Consider the following 20923-nt stretch of genomic DNA (forward strand, 5'->3'; position numbering starts at 1 on the left):
AGGTCTCCCAAAATTACTATTATCCTTCCATACCTTTGTTGAGAGGTTTGAACCAATTAAATATTTACAACCATGTTAAACCAGAAAGTAGCAGACCTGCGGAAAGACTATAAACTGGCCTCTCTCAATGAACAGGAGGTAGCGCCAACACCTTTGCAACAATTTGGAAAATGGTGGAATGACGCCACTTCCAGCGAACTGGACGAGCCCAATGCCATGACATTGGCCACCAGTACACCGGATGGCCGCCCTTCAGCGAGAATTGTGCTGCTAAAGAGTTTTGATGAGGATGGATTTATGTTTTTTTCCAACTACGAAAGCCGTAAAGGCCAGGAGCTGGCCAGGAACCCCTATGTAACGCTGCTGTTTTTCTGGCGCGAGCTGGAACGCCAGGTGCGCATTGAAGGGATTGTATCCAGGGCCGGTGAAAACCTGAGCAATGAATATTATAACAGCCGTCCGCTGGGTAGCCGGATCGGCGCCATTGCTTCACCGCAAAGCCAGGTGATTCCAGATCGTCATTTCCTGGAAGAAAAAGTGGACGCTATCGCCGCAAAATATGAAAAGGAAGCGCCGCAAAGGCCGGATTACTGGGGTGGATATGTCGTGAAACCGACAGCGATGGAGTTCTGGCAGGGTAGGAGCAGCCGCCTGCATGACCGTATTTTGTACACGCTAACCCCCGGTGGCAGCTGGAAAATAGAAAGGCTGGCACCGTGATAATTTAGGGATTTTCTGATTTACGAATTTTTTGATGTAGATAACGAAATCAAAAAATTCGTAAATCAGAAAATCCCTAAATATTTATGCTTTTTTCTCAGCTTTAGGAGCAGCTGCAGCAGCGCCTTTCCTGGTTCTTGCTGGTCTTGATTTACCGAAAGATTTGCTGAAGATTTTACCTCTTTTGGTTTTTACATCTCCTCTACCCATAAAAGAATAATTTGAAATTTGTTGTGTTATTAATTGTTATCAGACTGCAAAATACGCTAAATCGCGGAAATAGCATACAGTCGGACTTCTATATAAAAAAAAAGCAAGAAACATGATTGTTCCTTGCTTGAATAAGTTGTGCTAACTGATTAGAGCTTGTCGGATAAAGCTTTACCAGCTTTGAACTTAGCAACTTTCTTAGCTTTGATCTTGATGATCTGGCCAGTCTGTGGGTTTCTACCGTTACGTGCTGCACGTTTAGAAACAGAGAAAGTACCGAAACCTACCAGTGTTACTTTACCACCTTTTTTCAGGGTATCAGCAACAGCTTTAGTGAAGGAATCCAGTGCTTCGTTAGCTTGGGTTTTAGTGATTGCTGCGTCTTTAGCGAGCTTGTCGATTAATTCGGCTTTGTTCATAGTTAGTAAGATTTAACTAGTGAAAAAATGTTTGATGTGAGCAAATATAGCGCGTTTTATCAGATTACCAAATTTTTCACAACTTTTTTATAGAAATTTTTATCGGCTGGAAAACGCTACTGGTAACGGTTACAGCTGATTGGGCGATGACCTGCTAAAGTGGGAAACTTTAGCAGGCTCTCGTAAAACGTTGTGCCATAGCGGATTTCCGGATATTTAGGCTGCAAAAGCGGGCGCTTTTCAAGTATTGTACCAAAGTCCGGAGGCCTTGAAAATAGTGAATTTCCTGTGGATAAATTTAATTGTTAAGCATCGTTTACAACACTTCCATCACGGTATGAAAGGCGATAAAACGGTCGCCAAACAGGTCGTAACCTCTTTGCCGGAGGGCATTTGCCTGCACAGCCAGGAAGGTGTTGTAGTGTTCGAGGCTGGAGGTAAAGTATTGTATTACGTAGGTAGGACCTTCCGTATCGTCCTGCTCTAACAGGCGGCACATACGGTAATCATTGAAAAGACCGGTGCTTAACATCGCCGGAATCTGTTCTTCCCGCATCCATTGTAACCAGTCGGAATGCTTATCTGTAGCCACTTTGGCCGTTACGTTATAAATGATCATGATATTCGTGCAGGTATAAAATCCGGCTGTCCGGATGTCGCAAAACCGCCTAGAGGGACAGTTCCAGGAACACCGGACAGTGGTCTGAATGTTTCACATGCTGGTAAATGGAGGCATGTTTCAGCTTGTCCTTTAACGGGGTGGTCACGTTGATATAATCGATCCGCCAGCCCTTGTTGTTGTTCCGTGCATTGGCGCGGAAGCTCCACCAGCTGTACTGATGCGGGTCCGGGTTGAAATGCCGGAACGTATCCACAAAACCGCTTTCAAAGAAACGGTCCATCCAAGCCCTTTCTTCCGGCAGAAAACCGGTAGCATTCTTATTGCTGACAGGATCATGGATGTCGATCGCTTTATGACAAATGTTGTAATCGCCGCACAGTATCAGGTTGGGCCTGGTTTGTTTCAGTTCACCGAGGTGAGTAAACAGCTCGTCCAGCCACTGGTACTTGTAGGTTTGACGGGCATCACCGCTGGTACCGGAGGGGAAGTAGGTATTGATCAGCGTCAGATCGCCGAAATCCAGCCGGATAAAGCGGCCTTCTTCATTGCTTTGGGCATGGCCGCTGCCATAAACCACCTGGTCCGGTTTGATGCGTGTGAGCACGGCAACGCCGCTATAGCCCTTCTTCTGCGCAGGGTACCAGTAATGTTCGTAACCCAGTGCTTCAAATTGTTTGAAGTCCACATTATCCTGGTGGGCTTTGATCTCCTGTAAACAAATCACGTCTGCAGGATCTGTTTGCAGCCATTCGGTGAAACCCTTGGTCATAGCGGAACGGAGGCCGTTCACGTTGTATGATATGATTCTCATGTATTGGATTAAATGTCGTATTCCAGATTGGGACGGAGCCATTTTTCTGCTTCTTCTATGGTCCAGCCTTTACGGGCGGCATAGTCGGTCACCTGGTCTTTTTCGATCTTGCCCAGGCCGAAATACCGTGCTTCCGGGTTGGCGAAATACCAGCCACTAACACTGGCGGCAGGATACATGGCCAATGATTCGGTCAGCGTAATGCCGACGTTTTCGGTAGCATTCAGCAGGTCGAACAGCTTGTATTTTTCGGTATGTTCGGGGCAGGCCGGATAACCTGGCGCCGGCCGGATACCCATGTATTCTTCCCGGATCAGGGCCTCATTGCTGAGGTGTTCTTCGCTGGCATAACCCCAGAATTCTTTCCGCACCCGTTCGTGCATCAGCTCTGTAAAGGCTTCTGCAAGCCTGTCGGCCAGCGCTTTCAGCATAATGCTGTTGTAGTCGTCGTGCTCGGCCTTGAATTTCTCCAGCCATTTTTCGATACCGATACCGGCTGTTACGGCGAAACCACCGATATAATCGGTTTTACCATAGGAAGCGGGAGCGATATAGTCTGCAAGGGACTGATTGGGCTGTCCGGGTGCTTTTTTGATCTGCTGCCGCAGGAATTCCAGCGCAACCGGTTTAATGTCTGCCTGCTCCGGCGTCACCTGTATGGTGTCCGGGGCGGTGGCATTGGCCGGGAAAATGCCGATCACGGCTTTAGCGCCCAGCCATTTTTCGCTGATCACTTTGGCCAGGAGGTCCTGGGCATCTTTATACAGCCGGGTAGCTTCAGTGCCTACTACTTCATCCGTCAGGATCTGGGGGAATTTACCATGTAGTTCCCAGGCAATGAAGAATGGTTGCCAGTCGATATATTGGGCTATTTCCGCGAGGTCATAGTCTTCAAATACTTTTACACCGGTAAACTTCGGCTTCACAGGGGTGAATTTCTCCCAGTCAATAGCGGCCTTGTTTTGCTGTGCAACTTCGAAAGGAAGGTATTGTTTAACCGGTTTTTTGTTCCGGAAGGCCTCGTTCAGTTTCTCGTATTCCGCTTTCACGGAGGCCAGGAAGTCCTTTTTCAGGGCTTTGTTGAGCAGACTGCCGGTAACGGTTACACTGCGGGAGGCATCCAGTACGTGTACTACGCCATGGGCGTATTCCTGGGCTATTTTCACTGCAGTATGGGTGCGGGAAGTGGTGGCGCCGCCGATGATGAGCGGAATGTCAAACTCCTGGCGCCGCAGTTCACGGGCCACATGTACCATTTCATCCAGGCTGGGGGTGATCAGGCCACTGAGACCGATGATATCCACTTTTTCCTGGCGGGCAGTCTGCAGTATTTTCTCTGTAGGCACCATCACACCCAGGTCGATGATTTCATAGCCATTACAAGCCAGTACTACGCCCACGATGTTTTTACCGATGTCGTGTACGTCGCCTTTTACGGTGGCCAGCAGTATCTTTCCTGCAGATTTGATCTCTCCGCCGTGGATAGCCTGGTTACGCAGTTTTTCTTCTTCTATATAAGGAGTAAGGATGGCTACCGATTTTTTCATCACGCGGGCACTTTTTACTACCTGCGGGAGGAACATTTTACCGCTGCCAAACAGGTCGCCTACGATGTTCATACCGTCCATCAGCGGACCTTCGATCACGTCCAGCGGGCGGGGATATTTGAGCCGGGCTTCTTCCGTATCGGCGTCTACATATTCGGTGATACCGTTTACCAGCGCATGGCTCAGCCTTTCTTCCACGGTGCCCTGGCGCCAGGTTTCGTCTTTTTCTATCACTTTGCCTTTGGACTTCACGGTATCGGCAAACTGTATCAGTCGCTCGGTAGCATCGTCCCGGCGGTTCAGTATGGCATCCTCACAAAGCTCGCGGAGTTGTGGTTCAATATCATCATAGATCTGGAGCATACCGGCATTCACGATGCCCATGTCCATACCTGCTTTGATGGCGTGGAAAAGAAATACGGAGTGCATCGCTTCCCGCACGGTTTCATTACCACGGAAAGAAAAAGACACGTTACTGACACCACCGCTTACTTTGGCCAGTGGCATCAGTTCCTTGATACGGCGGGTGGCGTTGATAAACTCCACGGCGTAGTTGTTATGTTCTTCGATACCGGTGGCAATCGCGAAGATATTGGGGTCGAAGATGATATCCTGCGGGTCATAACCCACTACTTCGGTCAGTATTTTATAGGCGCGGTGGCTGAAGCTGACACGTTTTTCTTCCGTATCGGCCTGGCCATGTTCATCGAAAGCCATCACTACAACGGCGGCGCCATAACTTTTGCAGATATAGGCCTGTTCTATGAATTTGGCTTCACCTTCTTTCAAACTGATAGAGTTCACCACGCATTTTCCCTGTACACACTTCAGACCTGCTTCAATTACACTGAATTTACTGGAGTCAATCATGATCGGGATACGGGAGATATCCGGTTCTGCCGCCAGCAGTTTCAGGAAGGTAGACATGGCCTGTTCCCCGTCGAGCAGGGCGTCGTCCATGTTCACGTCCAGTATCTGGGCGCCGTTTTCCACCTGTTGACGGGCTACGGACAGGGCTTCTTCATAAAGACCTTCCCGTATCAGGCGGGCAAATTTTTTGGAGCCGGTTACGTTGGTACGTTCGCCGACATTGATAAAATTGGTCTCCGGCCTTACAATCAGGGGTTCGAGGCCGCTCAGGCGCATATATGGCCGGATCACCCGTTGTTCGGACTGGTCCGGTTCCATGATGAATGTTTCGTTGCTTGTATTGGGAGATGTATTTGCACTCATGATTACTTTCTCTGTTTTAGGGGGTTATGCCAGGGTGTCTGTCAGCTCCGGTTTCCGACGTGGAGCGATCTTTTTTACATGCTGGGCAATGTGCCGGATATGGTCTGGAGTAGTACCGCAACAGCCCCCTACAATATTCACAAACCCGGAACTGGCAAAGTCTTCAATGATGCAGGCAGTATCTTCCGGTTCCTCGTCATATTCCCCAAAGGCGTTAGGCAGCCCGGCGTTTGGATAACAGCTCACATAGCAGCTGGCGATATTGGACAGTTCTTCTACATAAGGGCGCATCTGCTGACCGCCAAGGGCGCAGTTGAGGCCTATTGAGAACGGGTTGGCATGCATCACGGAAATATAGAAAGCTTCCAGTGTCTGACCACTCAATGTCCGGCCGGAAGCATCCGTGATGGTGCCGGAGATCATAATGGGCAACTCCGGTTTGCCGGATTCGCGGAAGTATTTCTTAATGGCATATATCGCCGCCTTGCAGTTGAGTGTGTCAAAGATGGTCTCAATCAGGAGGATGTCTGCACCGCCGTCTGAAAGGCCTTTGATCTGCTCAGCGTAGGCGTCCGCCACTTCGTCGAAAGAAACGGAGCGGTAACCGGGATTGTTTACATCCGGGGAAAGCGACAACGTTTTGTTCAACGGACCAATGGCGCCCGCTACGAAACGGGGCTTGTCGGGGTTTTTAGCCGTATATTCCGCGGCAGCCTTTTTAGCCAGCCGGGCGGCAGCCACATTCAGCTCATAAGCCAGGGCCTGCATGTCATAGTCCGCCATGGCAATAGAAGTGCTGCTGAAGGTATTGGTTTCAATAATATCAGCACCTGCTTCCAGGTATTCCTTGTGGATGGCTTCTATGATCTGAGGCTGGGTGAGGTTGAGCAGGTCGTTGTTCCCCTTAAGATCCATATGATAATCGGCAAAACGGGTGCCTCTGTAGTCAGCTTCCTGGAGTTTGTACCGCTGGATCATGGTGCCCATGGCACCGTCAATGATGAGCACACGCTCATTAGCGCAGTCTTGTAAAGATTTCATGTTTTAGGTGTTTATTAGTTGCTGTTTAGAATCGAAACAGGGTCGAACAATAAACAAATCCACCCCGTAGTATCCTGTAAAGATAAACTATTTTCATATCCTAAAACAGGTTATTTGTCCGTTCTGTACTGCATGGAGCAACGATTTTTCATGGATTGATACTAGTATCGGTTTATATAGATTTTGTCTATAACATTATTTTTATTTGGTAGAAGTCTATAAAGTCTACTATATTTGTAGGGTAATAGAAAAACACCATGCAACAAAAGCTGAACATACTGTTGAACCCGGCCGTGGCCCCCCACCAGTCCTATGCCTGCTGTCCCTCGGGATGCTGTTGCCAATAACAGCGCATCGTTTTTTCAGGGAGTTTCTTCCCATGTTTTATTACAACAAAAAGAGGTTTGGTCATGACGATAGCAGAACATATCCATGCGCTCAGGGAACACCTGGCAGGCTTGGGCTTGCAACCAGTGCCGGAATTGAATGATGGAAACGAACCAGCGGTATTTAAGGTATGTTTCCTTAATAAATACGAAATGCAGCGCTGGAAAGAGCTGCGGGAAAAACAATCAGAAACCAATCATACCATATTTCAGGGTACGCCTGAAAAAGACGTACACTGACCTTTTTCATAACGTGGAATTACAGGTTAAACGAAGACGGGCGTTATTGAACGCCCGTATTTTATTTTGGAATTTTTTGATTTACGGATTTTGGAATTTATTGAATAATTTAATAATGCCCCAAGAGCAAAATTTCTTAATAAATTCCTACATCCGTAAATCAAAAAATCCGTAAATGTTTATGGTTTAACGTAGCTATCCAGCGGTAACCTGTTGGAAATAGACCTGGCCAGCGTCATCTCATCGGCGTATTCCAGCTCTCCGCCAAAAGCAATTCCCCGCGCAATAGTGGTAATCTTCACCGGATATTCCCGGAGCTTCTTGGATAAATAATAAATGGTGGTATCTCCTTCAATAGTAGGACTTAGCGCCATAATCACCTCCGTTACACCCTCGTTTTTTACCCGCTCTACCAGCGACTGAATATTGAGTTGCTCAGGACCAACGCCATCAATAGGGGAGATAATGCCACCCAATACATGATACAAACCGTTAAACTGTTGGGTATTTTCGATGGCCATTACATCACGGATGCTCTCCACCAGGCAAACCACCTGTCTTTGGCGGGAGTGACTGCTGCAAACACCACAGATTTCTTCATCGGAAACGTTATGGCATACCTTACAAAACCGGATCTGCTGCCGCATACGGGCGATTGCTTCACCAAATTGCTGTACCTGCACGGTTTCCTGTTTCAACAGATGTAATACCAAACGAAGGGCAGTCTTTTTACCGATACCCGGTAGCTTGGCAAATTCATTGACAGCGTTTTCTATCAGAGCGGAAGAGAATACCATAATGCAAAGGTAGGAATATTGCCGGTGTACTGGCTACAGCGGTACACCGGCCATCAGTTATATTTCTATCGGGCTTCGGATGGTCCAATAGGCCTTCAGGTTCTGTTTGCCTGGTACCAGGATAACCCGTTCAGGCTGCCGTTTAGGCTCCTTGTAATATTGGCCGCGGTCCCATTTACCGTTGTTATTGGCATCCAGCAATACCCGTACTTCATATTCCCCGGGTGTAATGAATTTCTGGGTCCAGGTGCCATTCTCTACAGTACCGGAGTATTTGATGGCTTTGTCCTGTACGAGCTGTATAACATAGTGCATGGAATCGTCATGAATGGCCTGCCGTGTACTGTCGCTGACTTTCAGGGTAGCGACAAAAATAGCGTAATCGCTGGCCTTTTTGGATTTGAAGCTGATGGTATCCGGTTTGGGCAACTGTTGCCCGGTGGTATCCGTGGCGGCATCCGCCGGAATAATCAACCGGTAGGCCATTCCCTCTTTCCAGGGATAGTGCAGCGTCAGTTTGGTATGGGTACTGTCCATATTGGAATGGAAGGTCACCGGTGAAAATGTGCTGTCTTCACCCAATATCATCCGGGCACTGTCCAGCGTCCTCAGCGGTAGGTTAAAGGTCAGTTGCATGGGAGCCGGGAGCTCCTGTAAACCTCCGTCCAGCGTAGGTGTTACCTGCAGCTTCGGGTTTTTTTTCTTTTTGTCCTTTTCCTTCTCCCGCTCCCTTTCCTTTTCTTCCTGTTCCTGGGCCAGATCCAGGGAATCCTGCGCTGGTAAAGGTTCTTTAATGGTACTGTCCCGCTCCATAAACATCAGCAGGTTAATGTCATCCAGGTTTTTTTCCTTGATAACAATCGGCTGCTCCTGGAAAGCAATCATTTCGGAAGGCTGGTTGTATTGAAGGTCACGGTCTTCTTCTTTCAGGGCAAATATTTTATAAGTGCCGGGAGCCAGGTTCTTAAACCAGAATGAGCCGTTGGGACGGGTTTTGGCGTAATACACAGGTTTCTCCTTAGATACGATGGAATCTTCCAGGTTGCGGTACAGCATTACGGCTACATTACTATCCGGCCGGCCCAGTTCTGCATCTATCAGGTGACCTTTGATCTGCAGGCTGTCCAGGTAATTACCGGTAGATACCACATACTGGAATTCCGCAATCATGTTGCGTTCATTGATATCCCGGATAGCATCAGAAAAGTTGAAGGTATAAGTAGTGTTCTCCTGCAGGGTATCCTTTATCTCCATCGTGACGGTACGCAGTTTGGCGGTCACAATAGGTGTGCGTTTCAGGGTGGGAGACACAATGAGCTTATCGTTCACGTTATCCAGCTCCACAAATTCGTCAAACACGAAGTATACCTTCTTGTTTTTGAAATGCAGTGAAGAATCCGGTGGATTCACGGCCAAAAGGGTAGGCGGGAGACTGTCGCGCGGTCCGCCTCCTGGTGGCACAATGTTGGCACAACGGGTCATCGAAACAGCTATCATAAGAGAAATCAGCCAGAATGCCCAGCTCCTGATATATTGATACATATTTCCGGGTCGTATTAAAATAATGCTGCAAACTTACGAAAACGGCGGAAAGCTGCACTTTTCTTTTGACCGGCGCAGGATGTATCTTTATCACATGGCCAGTATTTTTTTGCTGCAACGTACGCAGTTTATTCCAGCGCCGCTGGAGCAGGTGTGGGACTTCTTTTCCAATCCCGGTAACCTGGCGAAGATCACGCCAGCCTATATGAAATTCAGGGTAACCTCCCCGCCGGATGAACGGAAGGTGTACCCCGGACAGGTCATCACCTATACCGTATGCCCGTTGGCCGGCATTTCGCTGGAATGGATGACGGAAATCACCCACGTACAAAACGGCGATTATTTTGTGGACGAGCAACGGGTAGGCCCCTACCGGTTATGGCATCACCAGCATCATTTCAGGGAGGTGCCTGGAGGGGTGGAGATGACAGATACTGTCCATTACCGCCTGCCGCTGGGATGGCTGGGCCGTCTGGCGCATACACTGTTTGTAAAACGTCAGCTGGAGAATATTTTTGCCTACCGGCTTCGGGTAGTGCAGGAACTTTTCGGATAAATGTGCTATTCTCTGGTCTTCAGCGTAGTGCTAAGCGCATCACCGGTATACACTTTAATGGAGCTCTGACCTGTTTTGGGGATGCTGCCTACCCACAGTGGCATCATACTGGAAGAACTTTTTTCCGGTTGGGAAGTGGCTATAAAATGCATCTCCGCATTATTGGTCAAATCGTCGGTGGTGGCGGAGGATAGCTGTATCTGCGTACCATAGTAAGTAGCGGGCATGGTAGCGGCAACCACCAGTTGTGTGCCGAAATCCGGCCGGTCAATTTTATTATTCATGGTTTTGGCGACGCCAAAAAGACTGTCGAACGTAGTGGGATTGTCGATCAACCAGAAGGTAAGGCTGTCGTTTACCTGGATACTGTTTTTGACGAAATAGCCGCTCAGGGGCTGTACATCGAGGTTGCTGCCGGCGTCGGCGTGCACGTTCAGCGCGGTGTCATTAAGATGGGCCGAATCGGTGGTATTGTTACGGGTAGCACCTCCGCAGGCAACCAGCAGCAGGAGAGCGGCGGCAGAAAAAGATAGACGGCTGTTCATATGTTTTTCTTTTTTTAGTAAGATAACATCATTGCGGGAAATAGGTTGCCCTGGACAGGGGAATTAACAGGGTAATATTACCTACCGAGTGTTTGCCGGTACCACTCATCCACGCGGTGGCGGTTTGTTGTGTGTAACGGATAGTGGTGCGGCCAATGCCAATGCCAATGCCATAATCCATGCCAATGGTGAAACGGCGCATGTGAGAGGTTTGCTGGTTGTTTAGTTCTTCAAAGTTGGTATCTGTCGACTTGAAAATGCCTCCCTGTAGCAGTGCATTAAACAGATTCAAAGCGAAACGTGGCCGGGCAAATATATATAGCTGGAATTTCCGGTGGGTGGCGGCCTCCAGGTCCAGTGCGCCAAAATAAGGATTGATCAGGCCATAGCGGCCATACACCCAGGCGCCCAGGGATGTCATCATAGTGCCGGCCTGGGCTTGTATACCTCCCAGGGTTTCCAGGTTTTTGACGGGATGCCACAACATTTTTTCGAAGTAGATATTGTAGTTCAGCAACGGGGCATTGGGTACCTGGTTGCCCCAGCCTTCGGGTTGCTGGTAGTGAATAATTTGATGGAAAAAACGCTGTGCCTGTTCAGCTCCGGCCCAGGGACCGAGTACGCCGAATACCAGCTCCGAATGTACGAGGAACTTCTTGGCCGGGTTATAGGAGGTAAGGCCATGGGTAGCAAACAACGCACCGGCATAATAAAAGTCGCCGGGATCAAAGGTGGAATCTGCAATCTGGTTGGGCGTTATCATAGTCTGCATCAGATCCCACTCAAAAACATTGACGGAATAAGGGCCGGTCCTGGGAAATATCCATTTATCCAGGAAGGTTGATTTTTTCTTTTTCATATACACGTAACCGATAGCCGTACCGTTGGTATAGCCCCGGTCTGTTCCCCGTCCCCATATATTGAAGAAATCGTCGTCCTCATACAGGCGCAGTTGTCTGGTGGCATTCTGTGTGATCTGTGCCTGCGCGACGGTGAGTGTACTGAGACAAATGAATATTCCCCATAAAAAGATTTTCATAGGCACCTCCTTTTGTTTCCGACAGTTATTCAGCTATCAAAACACCTTGAATATTTCAAAGGCGTCTTTCTGCAATTGTTCCCGGTGATCGGGATGCGCGATATTGATCAGCGCCTGTGCGCGTTGTTTCAGATTTTTTCCCAACAGATGAGCAATACCGTATTCCGTTACCACATAATGTACGTGAGCCCGGGTGGTGACAACGCTGGCGCCGGGTTGTAACTGTGATACAATACGGGAAATGCCTTTGGAAGTGGTAGATGGAATGGCAATGATCGGTTTGCCGCCGGCAGAAAGGGCTGCGCCCCGCATATAATCCATCTGGCCGCCTACACCGCTGTATTGCCTGAATCCGATAGAATCGGCACATACCTGCCCAAAGATATCAATTTCTATAGCACTATTGATAGCGGTCACCCGCGGATTTTTTCGTATAGTCGTGGGGTTATTGACATATTCCACGTCCATCAGGCGGATGATCAGATTGTTGTCCATAAAGTCGTACAGCCGCCGGCTTCCCATGGCAAAGCTGGATACTATCAGGCCAGGGTGGATGGCCTTGCACCGGTTGGTGATGATTCCTTTTTCTACCAGATCGATCACGCCATCAGAAAACATTTCGGTGTGGATGCCCAGGTCCTTATGGTGGTGCAGGCATTGCAGTACCGCATTGGGAATACCTCCGATGCCCAACTGTAAGGTTGCCCGGTCTTCTACCAGCGAAGCCACATGTTCACCAATCGCCAGTTCAGTAGGGCTGGGGGGCCGCACTTCCTGTGTATAGATCTGGTAATCGGCTGTTACGGCGGCGGTAATGCGGGAAATATGAATCACGCCATCACCCAGTACCCGGGGCATATTCGGATTAATTTCTGCAATGACGATACGGGCGGTGTCAATAGCTGCTTTGGATACGTCGCAGGATACGCCCAGTGTACAGTAACCATTTTTGTCCGGCGGGGAAACTGTAATCAGCGCTACATCGATACCTGTTTCCAGGGTACGGAAATACCGGGGTACTTCACTGAGGAACATAGGGATGTAGTTGGCTCTTCCTTCATTCACCGCCTGACGGACATTCTTACCGACAAAAAAAGTATCGATTTCAAAGGCATGGGCGTGTTCCGGAGAAGCATAGGGAGCTTCCCATTCGGTGTGGATGCTGACCAGCCGTACATTTTTCAATTCATGGCTGCGGTTGGAAAGGGCTTTGACCAGCTCGCGGGGAGTAGCAGCGGCGGTATGGATGAAAACAGTGTGGCCTGACTGAATCAGCTGGATGGCATGTTGGATAGATGTATAAGACATTCGTACGTTGTTGGTTAAGCAAATTTATCGAGCGTTTTATAGATTATTTATGAGCAATATCATGTTGTATTTTTATATGCATCTGTGTTATCCAACAACCGGCACCGTTTATTTGTTGGATAGTCAAAAAGCGGAGGAAATAAATGGACACCCTGGTTTATGAAATGGCTACCGCGGCAGATGCGGCTGCGATACGGGATCTCTCTTTATTAAGTTATCGTGAGTTTGCGGCGGCATTGGAGCCGGAACACCGGCATGCCATGCAGCAGCATCAAACGGATATGCATAAGCTGGAAGCCTTGATGGAACAGGCAGGTACTTTTGTTTGCCGTTCAGGAGAGCGTTTGGTAGGCGTTGTGTTCCTGGTGCCTTCCGGTCAGGCTACGACTATTTATCCGGCTGACTGGTCCTATATCCGGCAGTTGGGTGTAGATCCGGCGTTCCGGAGGATGGGAATTGGCCGGCGGCTGATGGAACTGGCTATTGAAGAGGCCCGCCGTTCCGGTGAAAAGGTGCTGGGCCTGCATACCAGTACAATAATGCCTGCAGCCCGCAAAATGTATGATGAACTGGGGTTTTCCCTGATCCGGGAGCTGCCGCCGATACTGGGACAGCAATATTGGTTATACAAGATGTCGTTGTAAACCAAAATGTTGTCCATTTCAGCTTTAAATGTGCATAAGTAGCTGCGGAAGCAATGCAGATATTACTTAAATTAGCGAACTTAAATTGTAAGCACAACTGTTTGCGGAGAGATCTGACACATATAAGTGAGCAAATGCTTATAGAAAGGCTGGCGTTAGGAGATCCCGCAGCGAAGGAAGTCTTATACGACCGCTATGCCGGCGCACTATATGGGGTTGTGCTACAACTGGTTCCTATAAAAGATAGGGCCAACGACGTTATAGTAAAGGTTTTTGCGTGGGCATTCCAACATATCAATGCGTTCTACTCCTCAGGCTTCCGCACTTTATTCGCCTGGTTATTACGGAAAACGAGGGAACTGGCTATCAAAGAAGCCATCCCGGAAACGGCGCTCACGGGGACAGAACTCATGAAGAAGGAAGAGGGTATTTTGCAGCAGTTTTATATTATTCTTCCGGCCTCCGAGCAGCAGGTGTTTCGGCTGAGTTATTTTAAAGGACTATCGATCACAACTATAGCCCGTATGCTGGCCATGCCAGAAGGGCAGGTAAATGAAATACTGGGGGAAGCAATGAAAGCCTTCCGAAAATTCTTAAAAGAACATTGGAACTAAAATTTTATATCGAAAGCGGCATCATCGAATCGTATGTGCTGGGCCTCGCTTCTGAAACAGAAGTGGAGGAGCTGGAGCATATGAGAAAACTGTTTCCTGAACTGGATACAGAGGTGGAACTGGCAGAACGCCGGCTGGAAAGGGCTTGTTTCGATGAAGCAGTGCTGCCGCCTATGGAAATACGGGAACGCGTACTGCAGAAAGTTCGCTGGGAATACGCCGGTGCACAGGCGGATGCACAATCCAATTATACGTTTATCAATATCCAGCCGAAAGACGGTAGTTATATCTCCGTACATCGCTGGTGGAAAATATTCTTCATCATCCTCTTTATATTGTCCAAAATCTTCCTCTTTTTTGCTATCCTCTATTACCTAAAATACCGCCAGGAAAAGGAAAGACAAGAGCAACATCCTGCTGCTATCACATTTATACATGAGCAAAAAGCAAATATTTTTTATATATAATATTACCTGGGGCAATCCGTTATTTAAATTATTTTCTCAATTTTACAATCCAACCAGGGTTCCCGGTTCGTAGATATTTTGTTTATCAATCATGTTTTTGATGGGTATAGGATTTTTTAAATCATTGCTTTGGACTTAAAAGCCTATATAGACAGTGGAGTAATTGAACGTTATTTACTCGGCCTTGCCACACCTGAGCAGGAAAGAGAATTAACGTATATGAGACGGTTACATCCTATGCTGGAGCAGGAAATAGCTGCTGCAGAACTCCGTATCGAAAGCAACATCATGGCCGAAGCCATTCCGCCGCCCACCCATCTGAGAGATAAAGTGATGGAAGAAGGCCGGCGATTCAAACACCAGGAATATTATTTTAAACACAACGATAACGACGGAGGACAGCAACCGCCACAAGAACCCGTGTACATCGATATTAAGCCCGGATGGAACCGTAAAATAACGGTCAGCATCTGGTGGCGCTGCGCATTTCTCGCCCTGTGCGTATTAACGATGTCGCTGGCTGCCAGCACCTGGTATCTCTACAAACGGACCAATCAGCTGGAAGATGTGCTGATCAAACTCAAAACCCCTGCAGAGGCCTTGCTGCCCGCCAGCCATTAAACTGCAGGTATATTCATTTGGTACGTTTCTTGCAAATGCTGAACTTGCCGCTGTATTCCGGCTGTTTAAACCTTATTGCACGGCAGCTGTTGAATGCAGAGAAGGCATTATAACATCCAAATTATTATTCCATGAAAAATTTATCATTCGCAGCATTGTTTCTGGCACTGGTCGCAATCCTGGGTACTTCCTGCTCTCCCAAACAGGGGGTAACTACCAACATTAACAAAGGCGCTGTAAAAGGCAACTGGGTGCTTACCGATATCCGCTATGAAGGTATCCCCGACAACGCCAAAGTAACCGTTTTTGACGAAGCCAACGCCAAATGCTTTATCGGCAGCCAATGGATACTGCCGGACAATAATGCAAATGGTTCCTATACGTTATCGTCCACTGCTGACGGCTGCAGCCCCGCTTCCCAGAAAATTGTATGGACACTGAGCAAACAGGGAAATGTGACCATGTTCGGTTTCAAAAAACTGTACTCCGGCGTAAAAGCTAAAAATGTGGCCGACGGTTACCTGATGGAATGTACAGAAGCTGGGAGCTCCATGACATGGAGAGCCAACGTGCCTTTCGAAGGCAAAAATGCCTCCATCATCTACACTTTACAACGGAAATAATTTTTACCCGTTTATACAAAAACAAATCCTGCCCGGCGATGTCCAGGCAGGATTTTTCATTTTTAGCTGTTCACAAGATAATAGTATATTTAGAAAAGGTTAAAAACCAGATGAACTATGAGCACGCAGCATTCCAAAATTAAGTTCCTGGGCCACGCCAGTTTTCAACTGACTACACCGGAAGGCCATGTCATTCTCGTAGACCCCTGGTTTACCGGTAATCCGGCACTACCGGCCGATTACGCCCTTCCGGGAAAAATTGACCTGATCCTGATTACTCATGGCCACCGGGACCACCTGGACAGCAAAATCATCGATTTGATACGCTCCCATTCCCCCAAGGTAATCGCCAATCCTATTGTTCGCCTCTTCCTGCAGGAACAGGGTGTACCGGAACATGTGTTTGAACAGATGAATGCCGGCGGCACCGTATCCATCCTGAATACCAAAGTCACCATGACCAACGCCTTCCACTTTGCACAGGTATGGATGCCCGATGGTAAAATTGGTTATACACACGCCGCTAACGGATTTATCGTCTGGATGAGCGACGATACGTCTGTTTATTATTCCGGAGATACTGCTGTATTTGGTGATATGGCCCTGCTGGGCGAAATCTACGAACCTGATATTGCGATCCTGCCTATCGGCGACCGCTTTACAATGGGCCCGCTGGAAGCTGCCTTTGCTATCCGCCTGCTGAAAGTGAAACATGTGATCCCTTGCCATTACGGTACGATGCCCGCACTTACGGGCACGCCTCAACGACTGAAAGAGCTTACGCAGGACCAGCAGAAGCTGCAGATTCACGCATTAAAAGCCGGCGAAGAGCTGGATATGTCCCAATTACAGCTACATCATCCGTAGCTGTTCCTTATTATGGTTTTAATCATCCTGATATGTTACCCCTGACCACATCCCGATTATTGGTATGCCCTTGCCGCCTGCCGCTGATTACAGCGATATACCTGCAGGACCCGCAAGCTGTCGCCCTGCTGAATGCATCCATTCCGCCCGAATGGCCGCAGACGGAACTGAAAGACCTGTTACCACACTTAATTGAACAGTTACAGCATGATCCCAAGGCCTTCCCATGGCTGTTATGGGTCATCGTATCCGTTACAGATAAAACCGTATTGGGCGACATCTGTTTTAAAGGCCGCCCCGACGAAAACGGTATGGTGGAAATCGGCTATTCCCTGCTCCCCGGTCATCGCAGCCGGGGTTATATGCAGGAAGCTGCTACAGCCCTGATCAGCTGGGCGTTCCGGCAACCCTTTGTGGAAAGTGTTGAAGCCGAATGCGCGGTGGATAATACCGCCTCCGGAAAAGTGCTGCAACGCCTGGGTATGCAGCAAACCGGCATGCAGGACAATATGTTCCGCTGGCGTTTGCAGAAAAAGGATTTCAGGCTACAACCATAAAAAGAGGAGAATACTATTCTGCTATGTGCTGCCGGGCAAACTTGATGAAAAGCTGTGCCAGCTTATCCTGCAATCCCTGCTGGTAGGTGAAATGAAGTTTCCTTATCACCCGGAAGTTCTTGATAGGCAACACCACAAATTCACCGGCTTCCAGCTCCCTTTGTACGGCTTGCAACGATATAAATGCAGCACAGGAAGAATGGTGCAGGTAAGATTTGATGCTTTCCGTACTGCCCATATACATGGCTACGTTCAGGTCGGTAATTTTTAGCTTCAACCGTTTCAGCTCATCGGTGATCACCTCCAGGGTACCGGAGCCATGTTCCCGCATCAACAGGGGAATGTTGCGTAATTCGCCGGGGGAAAGTGGTTCTCCGCTGCCATAGACGTGTTTGGGGTTTCCGATGAGGACTATTTCATCGCGTGCAAACTCCACATATTTCAGCAATGGATTTTTGGAACTACCTTCTATAATGCCCAGCAGGATGTTCTTTTCAAAAAGGGCTTGTTCTATCTGTTCTGTATTGCCATTGGTAAGCGAAGTTTTTACGTCGGGGTACCGCTGGTTGAATTTAGCCAGTAACGGGGGAATCAGATACTGTGCAATAGTGGTGCTGGCGCCAATGGCCAGCAGACCGCCCTGTGTGTGTTTCAGCTGGTTGATTTCATACTCGAGGTTACGGTAGTCGGTGAAGATAATCTCCGCATGATGCATGACCAGCTGGCCGGCACGGGTCAGTTTAATCCGGTTACCGATCCTTTCAAATAAGGCCATGCCCAGTTGTTGTTCCAACTCGTGGATATGTTTGGTAACAGCGGGCTGGGAGATATATAATTCTTCTGCGGCCTTGGTGAAACTGAGCCTCTTCGCAACAGTGTGAAATACTCTGAGTCTGAAATCGAACATGCAATAAAAATAAGGTTTTGCGGGGCAGAAGACAAAAAAATAAGGATTAAGCTACCGGTTGGAAGCCTAATCCTTATAAAGAAAAGAGATTATAAATCAGGACTTTTTCTTGCCTGCGTTCGGATTGTTGGATTTGTAGCGCATGTCAGGAGTACCGTCTTTCTTTTTGGGTCCTGCTGATGCCGGCGCTGTGCTGGTGCCCTTATTTTCTTTGAAGCGCTTGTCAGGAGCTCCGCTCTTTGTAACGTGCTCTGATTTAGCTACAGGTGAAGCTTCCGGAGCTGGTTTGGCAGCTTCCTTCTTAACGGTGGCTTCTTTCTTTTCGGCTTCCTTCTTAGCAGCCTTTTGTTCAGTTTTAGCCTTCGTTTTAGCTTCTTTTTGGGCGGTGGTGGCAGGAGTTTGGGCCATGGCGACTGTTAAACCCATGAACATTGCCAGAACACCTGTAAGCAACTTTTTCATAAGAAATGTTTTACCAAAAATTAAGCTTTTTTATTGATGATAATACACTTCAGGATACATTTTTAAGCAATATTTAATAATTAGTTTTTCTCGACCCACATGCCATTTTCACGGATCAGGTTGATCAGCTCGTCAACAGCCACGTCACTGTTGAGTCCGCGTTTTACGATCTCCTTGCCCCGGTAGAGGGTGATTTTACCAACGCCGCTGCCCACATAGCCAAAATCGGCGTCAGCCATTTCACCGGGACCGTTAACGATACAGCCCATGATAGCGATTTTCACGCCTTTCAGGTGATGGGTAACCGCCCTGATACGGGCAGTGGTCTCCTGCAGGTCAAACAAGGTACGGCCACAGGAAGGGCAGGAGATATATTCTGTTTTGGAAATACGGGTACGGGTAGCCTGAAGGATGCCAAAAGCAATGTTGTTCAGCGTGGCCTGCTGTGCGGGCGATGCGTTACGGTTGGTCAGCCACAATCCATCGCCAAATCCATCCAGCAACAGAGCGCCGGCTTCCGTGGCATGATGAATCAGGTGCTCGTCCATAGTGGACTGGCTGCTGATACTGTGTATAATCACCGGTACGGTTACCTGTTGTGCTGCCAGCAGGATAAAGAACCTCCTGATGCCGGCCATGGCATTACTGCCGCTGGCATAGGCCGCCAGGATGGTGGCGCCGGCTACAGCAGGTTGCTGCAGCTGCGTGAACAGGGCGGTGATATCAGCGGTGTCCAGGTTGTCGCAGTCAACGGCTACAAAGTTCTTTTTACCCGTCTGACCACCTGCTACGGCGTTGAGGTAGGCGCGGGGCTGGAAATAAGGCACATAGGCGGCCTTATCTGTCATATTTTCCCACTGAACAGCATCCACTACTACCTGCAGGGTGCCCGGCAGGCCGAAGGAAGGCGTTTGTGTGCCGGTGTAAATATAGTCTGCGGCGGCATCGGCGATATTCCATTTGTCGGAAGGTTCGTCGTACGTATAGCCGATCGCGTTAAGGTCTGATGGATGTAAACCGGCTACGTCCCGGTAGTCTGCAACTACTACGGGTACGTGTTTGTCGCCGGTATTATCTACGGTAATACTTTCCCGGCGTTTGTAGGAGAACGGGGAGTAAGGCAGTGTTCCCAGCGGCTGGCTGGTTGCCTGTTTTTCGCTACGGGCGCCGCTATAGCGTTTTACAATGTCGCGGCATACCGGCAGCTCAAACTCAGGATCTTCTGTCAGTGATACGCGGATAGTGTCACCCACACCATCTTCCAGCAGGGTACCGATGCCAATGGCGGATTTGATACGGCCATCTTCACCGTCACCAGCTTCTGTTACGCCCAGGTGCAGCGGGTAACAGTGGCCCAGCTCTTGCTGCATGGTTTGTACCAGCAGGCGGTAAGCCTGTACCATCACCTGTGGGTTGCTGGCTTTCATGCTCAGCACAATGTTACGGTAGTGCAGGTCTTCTGCGATGCGCAGAAATTCCATGGCACTTTCCACCATGCCCATAGGGGTGTCACCATAACGGCTCATGATACGGTCGCTCAGGGAGCCATGGTTGGTGCCTATGCGCATAGCGGTGCCGTGTTCCTTACAGATGTTGATCAGCGGGGTAAAACGGTCCCGGATACGGTCTATTTCTTCCAGGTATTCAGCATCAGTATATTCGAGTGTTTCAAACTTCTTTTTGTCGATATAATTGCCGGGATTGATCCTTACTTTCTCCACAATGCGGGCGGCTATTTCGGCGGCATTGGGCGTAAAGTGTATATCAGCAACCAGCGGGGTATGGTAACCCTGGCGCCGCAATTCGTTTTTAATGTTCAACAGGTTTTCCGCTTCTTTTTTGCTGGGAGCGGTAATGCGGACCAGCTCTGCGCCTGCTTCGATACAACGGATGGCCTGGGCTACGGTGCCGGCGGTGTCCATGGTATCGGTGGTGGTCATCGTCTGGATACGGATAGGATGGAAGTTGCCAATGAGAAGATCTCCTACCTTTACTTCCAGTGTGGCCAGTCGTTTGTATTCTGTTAATGAGTTGCAATAAAGCTGCATACGTGTTTGTTTTCTGCAGGTGCAAAGTTAATAAACCTGCGGGGCAATTACCCCACACCTTAAAGCTACATTAAATTCCACGAACGGTACCTGCAAA

At 48.7% G+C, this 20923-nt stretch carries 24 protein-coding genes; 10 read left to right on the plus strand and 14 right to left on the minus strand.

Going from position 1 to position 20923, the window contains the following annotated elements; translation table 11 throughout:
- The first annotated feature begins 72 nt into the window (after nt 1-72).
- A complete protein-coding gene (gene pdxH, locus ICL07_RS24680) occupies nt 73-720 on the plus strand; it encodes a pyridoxamine 5'-phosphate oxidase (RefSeq protein WP_188090742.1) in 648 nt (215 codons plus the stop codon).
- Between the two features lie 84 nt (nt 721-804).
- Here the strand turns inward: pdxH and ICL07_RS24685 are convergent, their stop codons facing one another.
- The 6 genes from ICL07_RS24685 to ICL07_RS24710 form a co-directional block, all read right to left on the minus strand.
- Nucleotides 805-930, minus strand: coding sequence for a 30S ribosomal protein THX (locus tag ICL07_RS24685; protein ID WP_188090743.1), 126 nt, complete (start codon nt 928-930; stop codon nt 805-807).
- Nucleotides 931-1079: 149 nt separating this feature from the next.
- Nucleotides 1080-1349: an HU family DNA-binding protein gene (locus ICL07_RS24690; protein ID WP_029465307.1), complete on the minus strand. Its 270-nt coding sequence runs from the start codon at nt 1347-1349 to the stop codon at nt 1080-1082.
- A 316-nt stretch (nt 1350-1665) separates the two neighbouring features.
- The gene (locus ICL07_RS24695) at nt 1666-1968 is read right to left on the minus strand and encodes a DUF4286 family protein (RefSeq protein ID WP_188090744.1); all 303 of its coding nucleotides are present in this window, start codon (nt 1966-1968) and stop codon (nt 1666-1668) included.
- A gap of 49 nt (nt 1969-2017) precedes the next feature.
- The gene (locus ICL07_RS24700; protein WP_188090745.1) at nt 2018-2782 is read right to left on the minus strand and encodes an exodeoxyribonuclease III; all 765 of its coding nucleotides are present in this window, start codon (nt 2780-2782) and stop codon (nt 2018-2020) included.
- Nucleotides 2783-2790: 8 nt separating this feature from the next.
- Nucleotides 2791-5562 (minus strand): methionine synthase, encoded by a 2772-nt coding sequence (metH, locus tag ICL07_RS24705; RefSeq protein WP_425490631.1) that lies wholly within the window; start codon nt 5560-5562, stop codon nt 2791-2793.
- A 24-nt stretch (nt 5563-5586) separates the two neighbouring features.
- Nucleotides 5587-6603, minus strand: coding sequence for a homocysteine S-methyltransferase family protein (locus tag ICL07_RS24710; RefSeq protein ID WP_188090746.1), 1017 nt, complete (start codon nt 6601-6603; stop codon nt 5587-5589).
- 410 nt (nt 6604-7013) lie between these two features.
- On the opposite strand from ICL07_RS24710, the gene ICL07_RS24715 reads away from it, so the two are divergent.
- On the plus strand, nt 7014-7229 hold the full coding sequence (locus tag ICL07_RS24715; protein WP_188090747.1) for a hypothetical protein: 216 nt from the start codon (nt 7014-7016) through the stop codon (nt 7227-7229).
- A gap of 179 nt (nt 7230-7408) precedes the next feature.
- Here ICL07_RS24715 and recR read toward each other — a convergent pair whose 3' ends face one another.
- Both recR and ICL07_RS24725 read right to left on the minus strand, forming a co-directional pair.
- Complete coding sequence (gene recR / locus ICL07_RS24720; RefSeq protein ID WP_188090748.1) at nt 7409-8026, minus strand: recombination mediator RecR; 618 nt, start codon at nt 8024-8026, stop codon at nt 7409-7411.
- A gap of 57 nt (nt 8027-8083) precedes the next feature.
- A complete protein-coding gene (locus ICL07_RS24725) occupies nt 8084-9568 on the minus strand; it encodes an Ig-like domain-containing protein (protein WP_188090749.1) in 1485 nt (494 codons plus the stop codon).
- A gap of 94 nt (nt 9569-9662) precedes the next feature.
- Between ICL07_RS24725 and ICL07_RS24730 the strand changes: the two genes are divergently transcribed.
- On the plus strand, nt 9663-10124 hold the full coding sequence (locus ICL07_RS24730) for an SRPBCC family protein (RefSeq protein WP_188090750.1): 462 nt from the start codon (nt 9663-9665) through the stop codon (nt 10122-10124).
- Nucleotides 10125-10129: 5 nt separating this feature from the next.
- Here ICL07_RS24730 and ICL07_RS24735 read toward each other — a convergent pair whose 3' ends face one another.
- From ICL07_RS24735 to ICL07_RS24745, 3 genes are read right to left on the minus strand one after another with little or no spacing between them, the layout of a single operon-like run.
- A complete protein-coding gene (locus tag ICL07_RS24735) occupies nt 10130-10669 on the minus strand; it encodes a hypothetical protein (RefSeq protein ID WP_188090751.1) in 540 nt (179 codons plus the stop codon).
- A 28-nt stretch (nt 10670-10697) separates the two neighbouring features.
- Nucleotides 10698-11708: a lipid A deacylase LpxR family protein gene (locus ICL07_RS24740; protein ID WP_188090752.1), complete on the minus strand. Its 1011-nt coding sequence runs from the start codon at nt 11706-11708 to the stop codon at nt 10698-10700.
- 36 nt (nt 11709-11744) lie between these two features.
- Nucleotides 11745-13016 carry an acetyl-CoA hydrolase/transferase family protein gene (locus ICL07_RS24745; RefSeq protein ID WP_188090753.1) on the minus strand — a complete coding sequence of 424 codons (1272 nt, stop codon included), beginning with the start codon at nt 13014-13016 and terminating at the stop codon, nt 11745-11747.
- 143 nt (nt 13017-13159) lie between these two features.
- On the opposite strand from ICL07_RS24745, the gene ICL07_RS24750 reads away from it, so the two are divergent.
- From ICL07_RS24750 to ICL07_RS24780, 7 genes are all read left to right on the plus strand, one after another.
- Nucleotides 13160-13660 carry a GNAT family N-acetyltransferase gene (locus ICL07_RS24750; protein WP_188090754.1) on the plus strand — a complete coding sequence of 167 codons (501 nt, stop codon included), beginning with the start codon at nt 13160-13162 and terminating at the stop codon, nt 13658-13660.
- Between the two features lie 134 nt (nt 13661-13794).
- Nucleotides 13795-14274 (plus strand): RNA polymerase sigma factor, encoded by a 480-nt coding sequence (locus ICL07_RS24755; protein ID WP_188090755.1) that lies wholly within the window; start codon nt 13795-13797, stop codon nt 14272-14274.
- Nucleotides 14265-14741: a hypothetical protein gene (locus ICL07_RS24760; protein WP_188090756.1), complete on the plus strand. Its 477-nt coding sequence runs from the start codon at nt 14265-14267 to the stop codon at nt 14739-14741. Before ICL07_RS24755 ends, ICL07_RS24760 begins: the two co-directional genes overlap by 10 nt.
- A gap of 129 nt (nt 14742-14870) precedes the next feature.
- A complete protein-coding gene (locus ICL07_RS24765) occupies nt 14871-15362 on the plus strand; it encodes a hypothetical protein (RefSeq protein ID WP_188090757.1) in 492 nt (163 codons plus the stop codon).
- A gap of 131 nt (nt 15363-15493) precedes the next feature.
- Nucleotides 15494-15985, plus strand: coding sequence for a lipocalin family protein (locus tag ICL07_RS24770; RefSeq protein ID WP_188090758.1), 492 nt, complete (start codon nt 15494-15496; stop codon nt 15983-15985).
- A 117-nt stretch (nt 15986-16102) separates the two neighbouring features.
- A complete protein-coding gene (locus ICL07_RS24775; RefSeq protein WP_188090759.1) occupies nt 16103-16852 on the plus strand; it encodes a metal-dependent hydrolase in 750 nt (249 codons plus the stop codon).
- A gap of 32 nt (nt 16853-16884) precedes the next feature.
- Complete coding sequence (locus tag ICL07_RS24780) at nt 16885-17409, plus strand: GNAT family N-acetyltransferase (RefSeq protein WP_188090760.1); 525 nt, start codon at nt 16885-16887, stop codon at nt 17407-17409.
- Nucleotides 17410-17422: 13 nt separating this feature from the next.
- Here the strand turns inward: ICL07_RS24780 and ICL07_RS24785 are convergent, their stop codons facing one another.
- The 3 genes from ICL07_RS24785 to ispG form a co-directional block, all read right to left on the minus strand.
- Entirely contained in the window at nt 17423-18316 is an 894-nt protein-coding gene (locus ICL07_RS24785; protein ID WP_188090761.1) for a LysR substrate-binding domain-containing protein, read from the minus strand.
- Between the two features lie 96 nt (nt 18317-18412).
- Nucleotides 18413-18778 carry a hypothetical protein gene (locus ICL07_RS24790; RefSeq protein ID WP_188090762.1) on the minus strand — a complete coding sequence of 122 codons (366 nt, stop codon included), beginning with the start codon at nt 18776-18778 and terminating at the stop codon, nt 18413-18415.
- Between the two features lie 80 nt (nt 18779-18858).
- Nucleotides 18859-20826: a (E)-4-hydroxy-3-methylbut-2-enyl-diphosphate synthase gene (gene ispG / locus ICL07_RS24795; RefSeq protein WP_188090763.1), complete on the minus strand. Its 1968-nt coding sequence runs from the start codon at nt 20824-20826 to the stop codon at nt 18859-18861.
- Nucleotides 20827-20923: the final 97 nt, after the last annotated feature.

Origin of the sequence: Chitinophaga qingshengii (assembly GCF_014529935.1) — a bacterium.
Taxonomy (GTDB): Bacteria; Bacteroidota; Bacteroidia; order Chitinophagales; family Chitinophagaceae; genus Chitinophaga; species Chitinophaga qingshengii.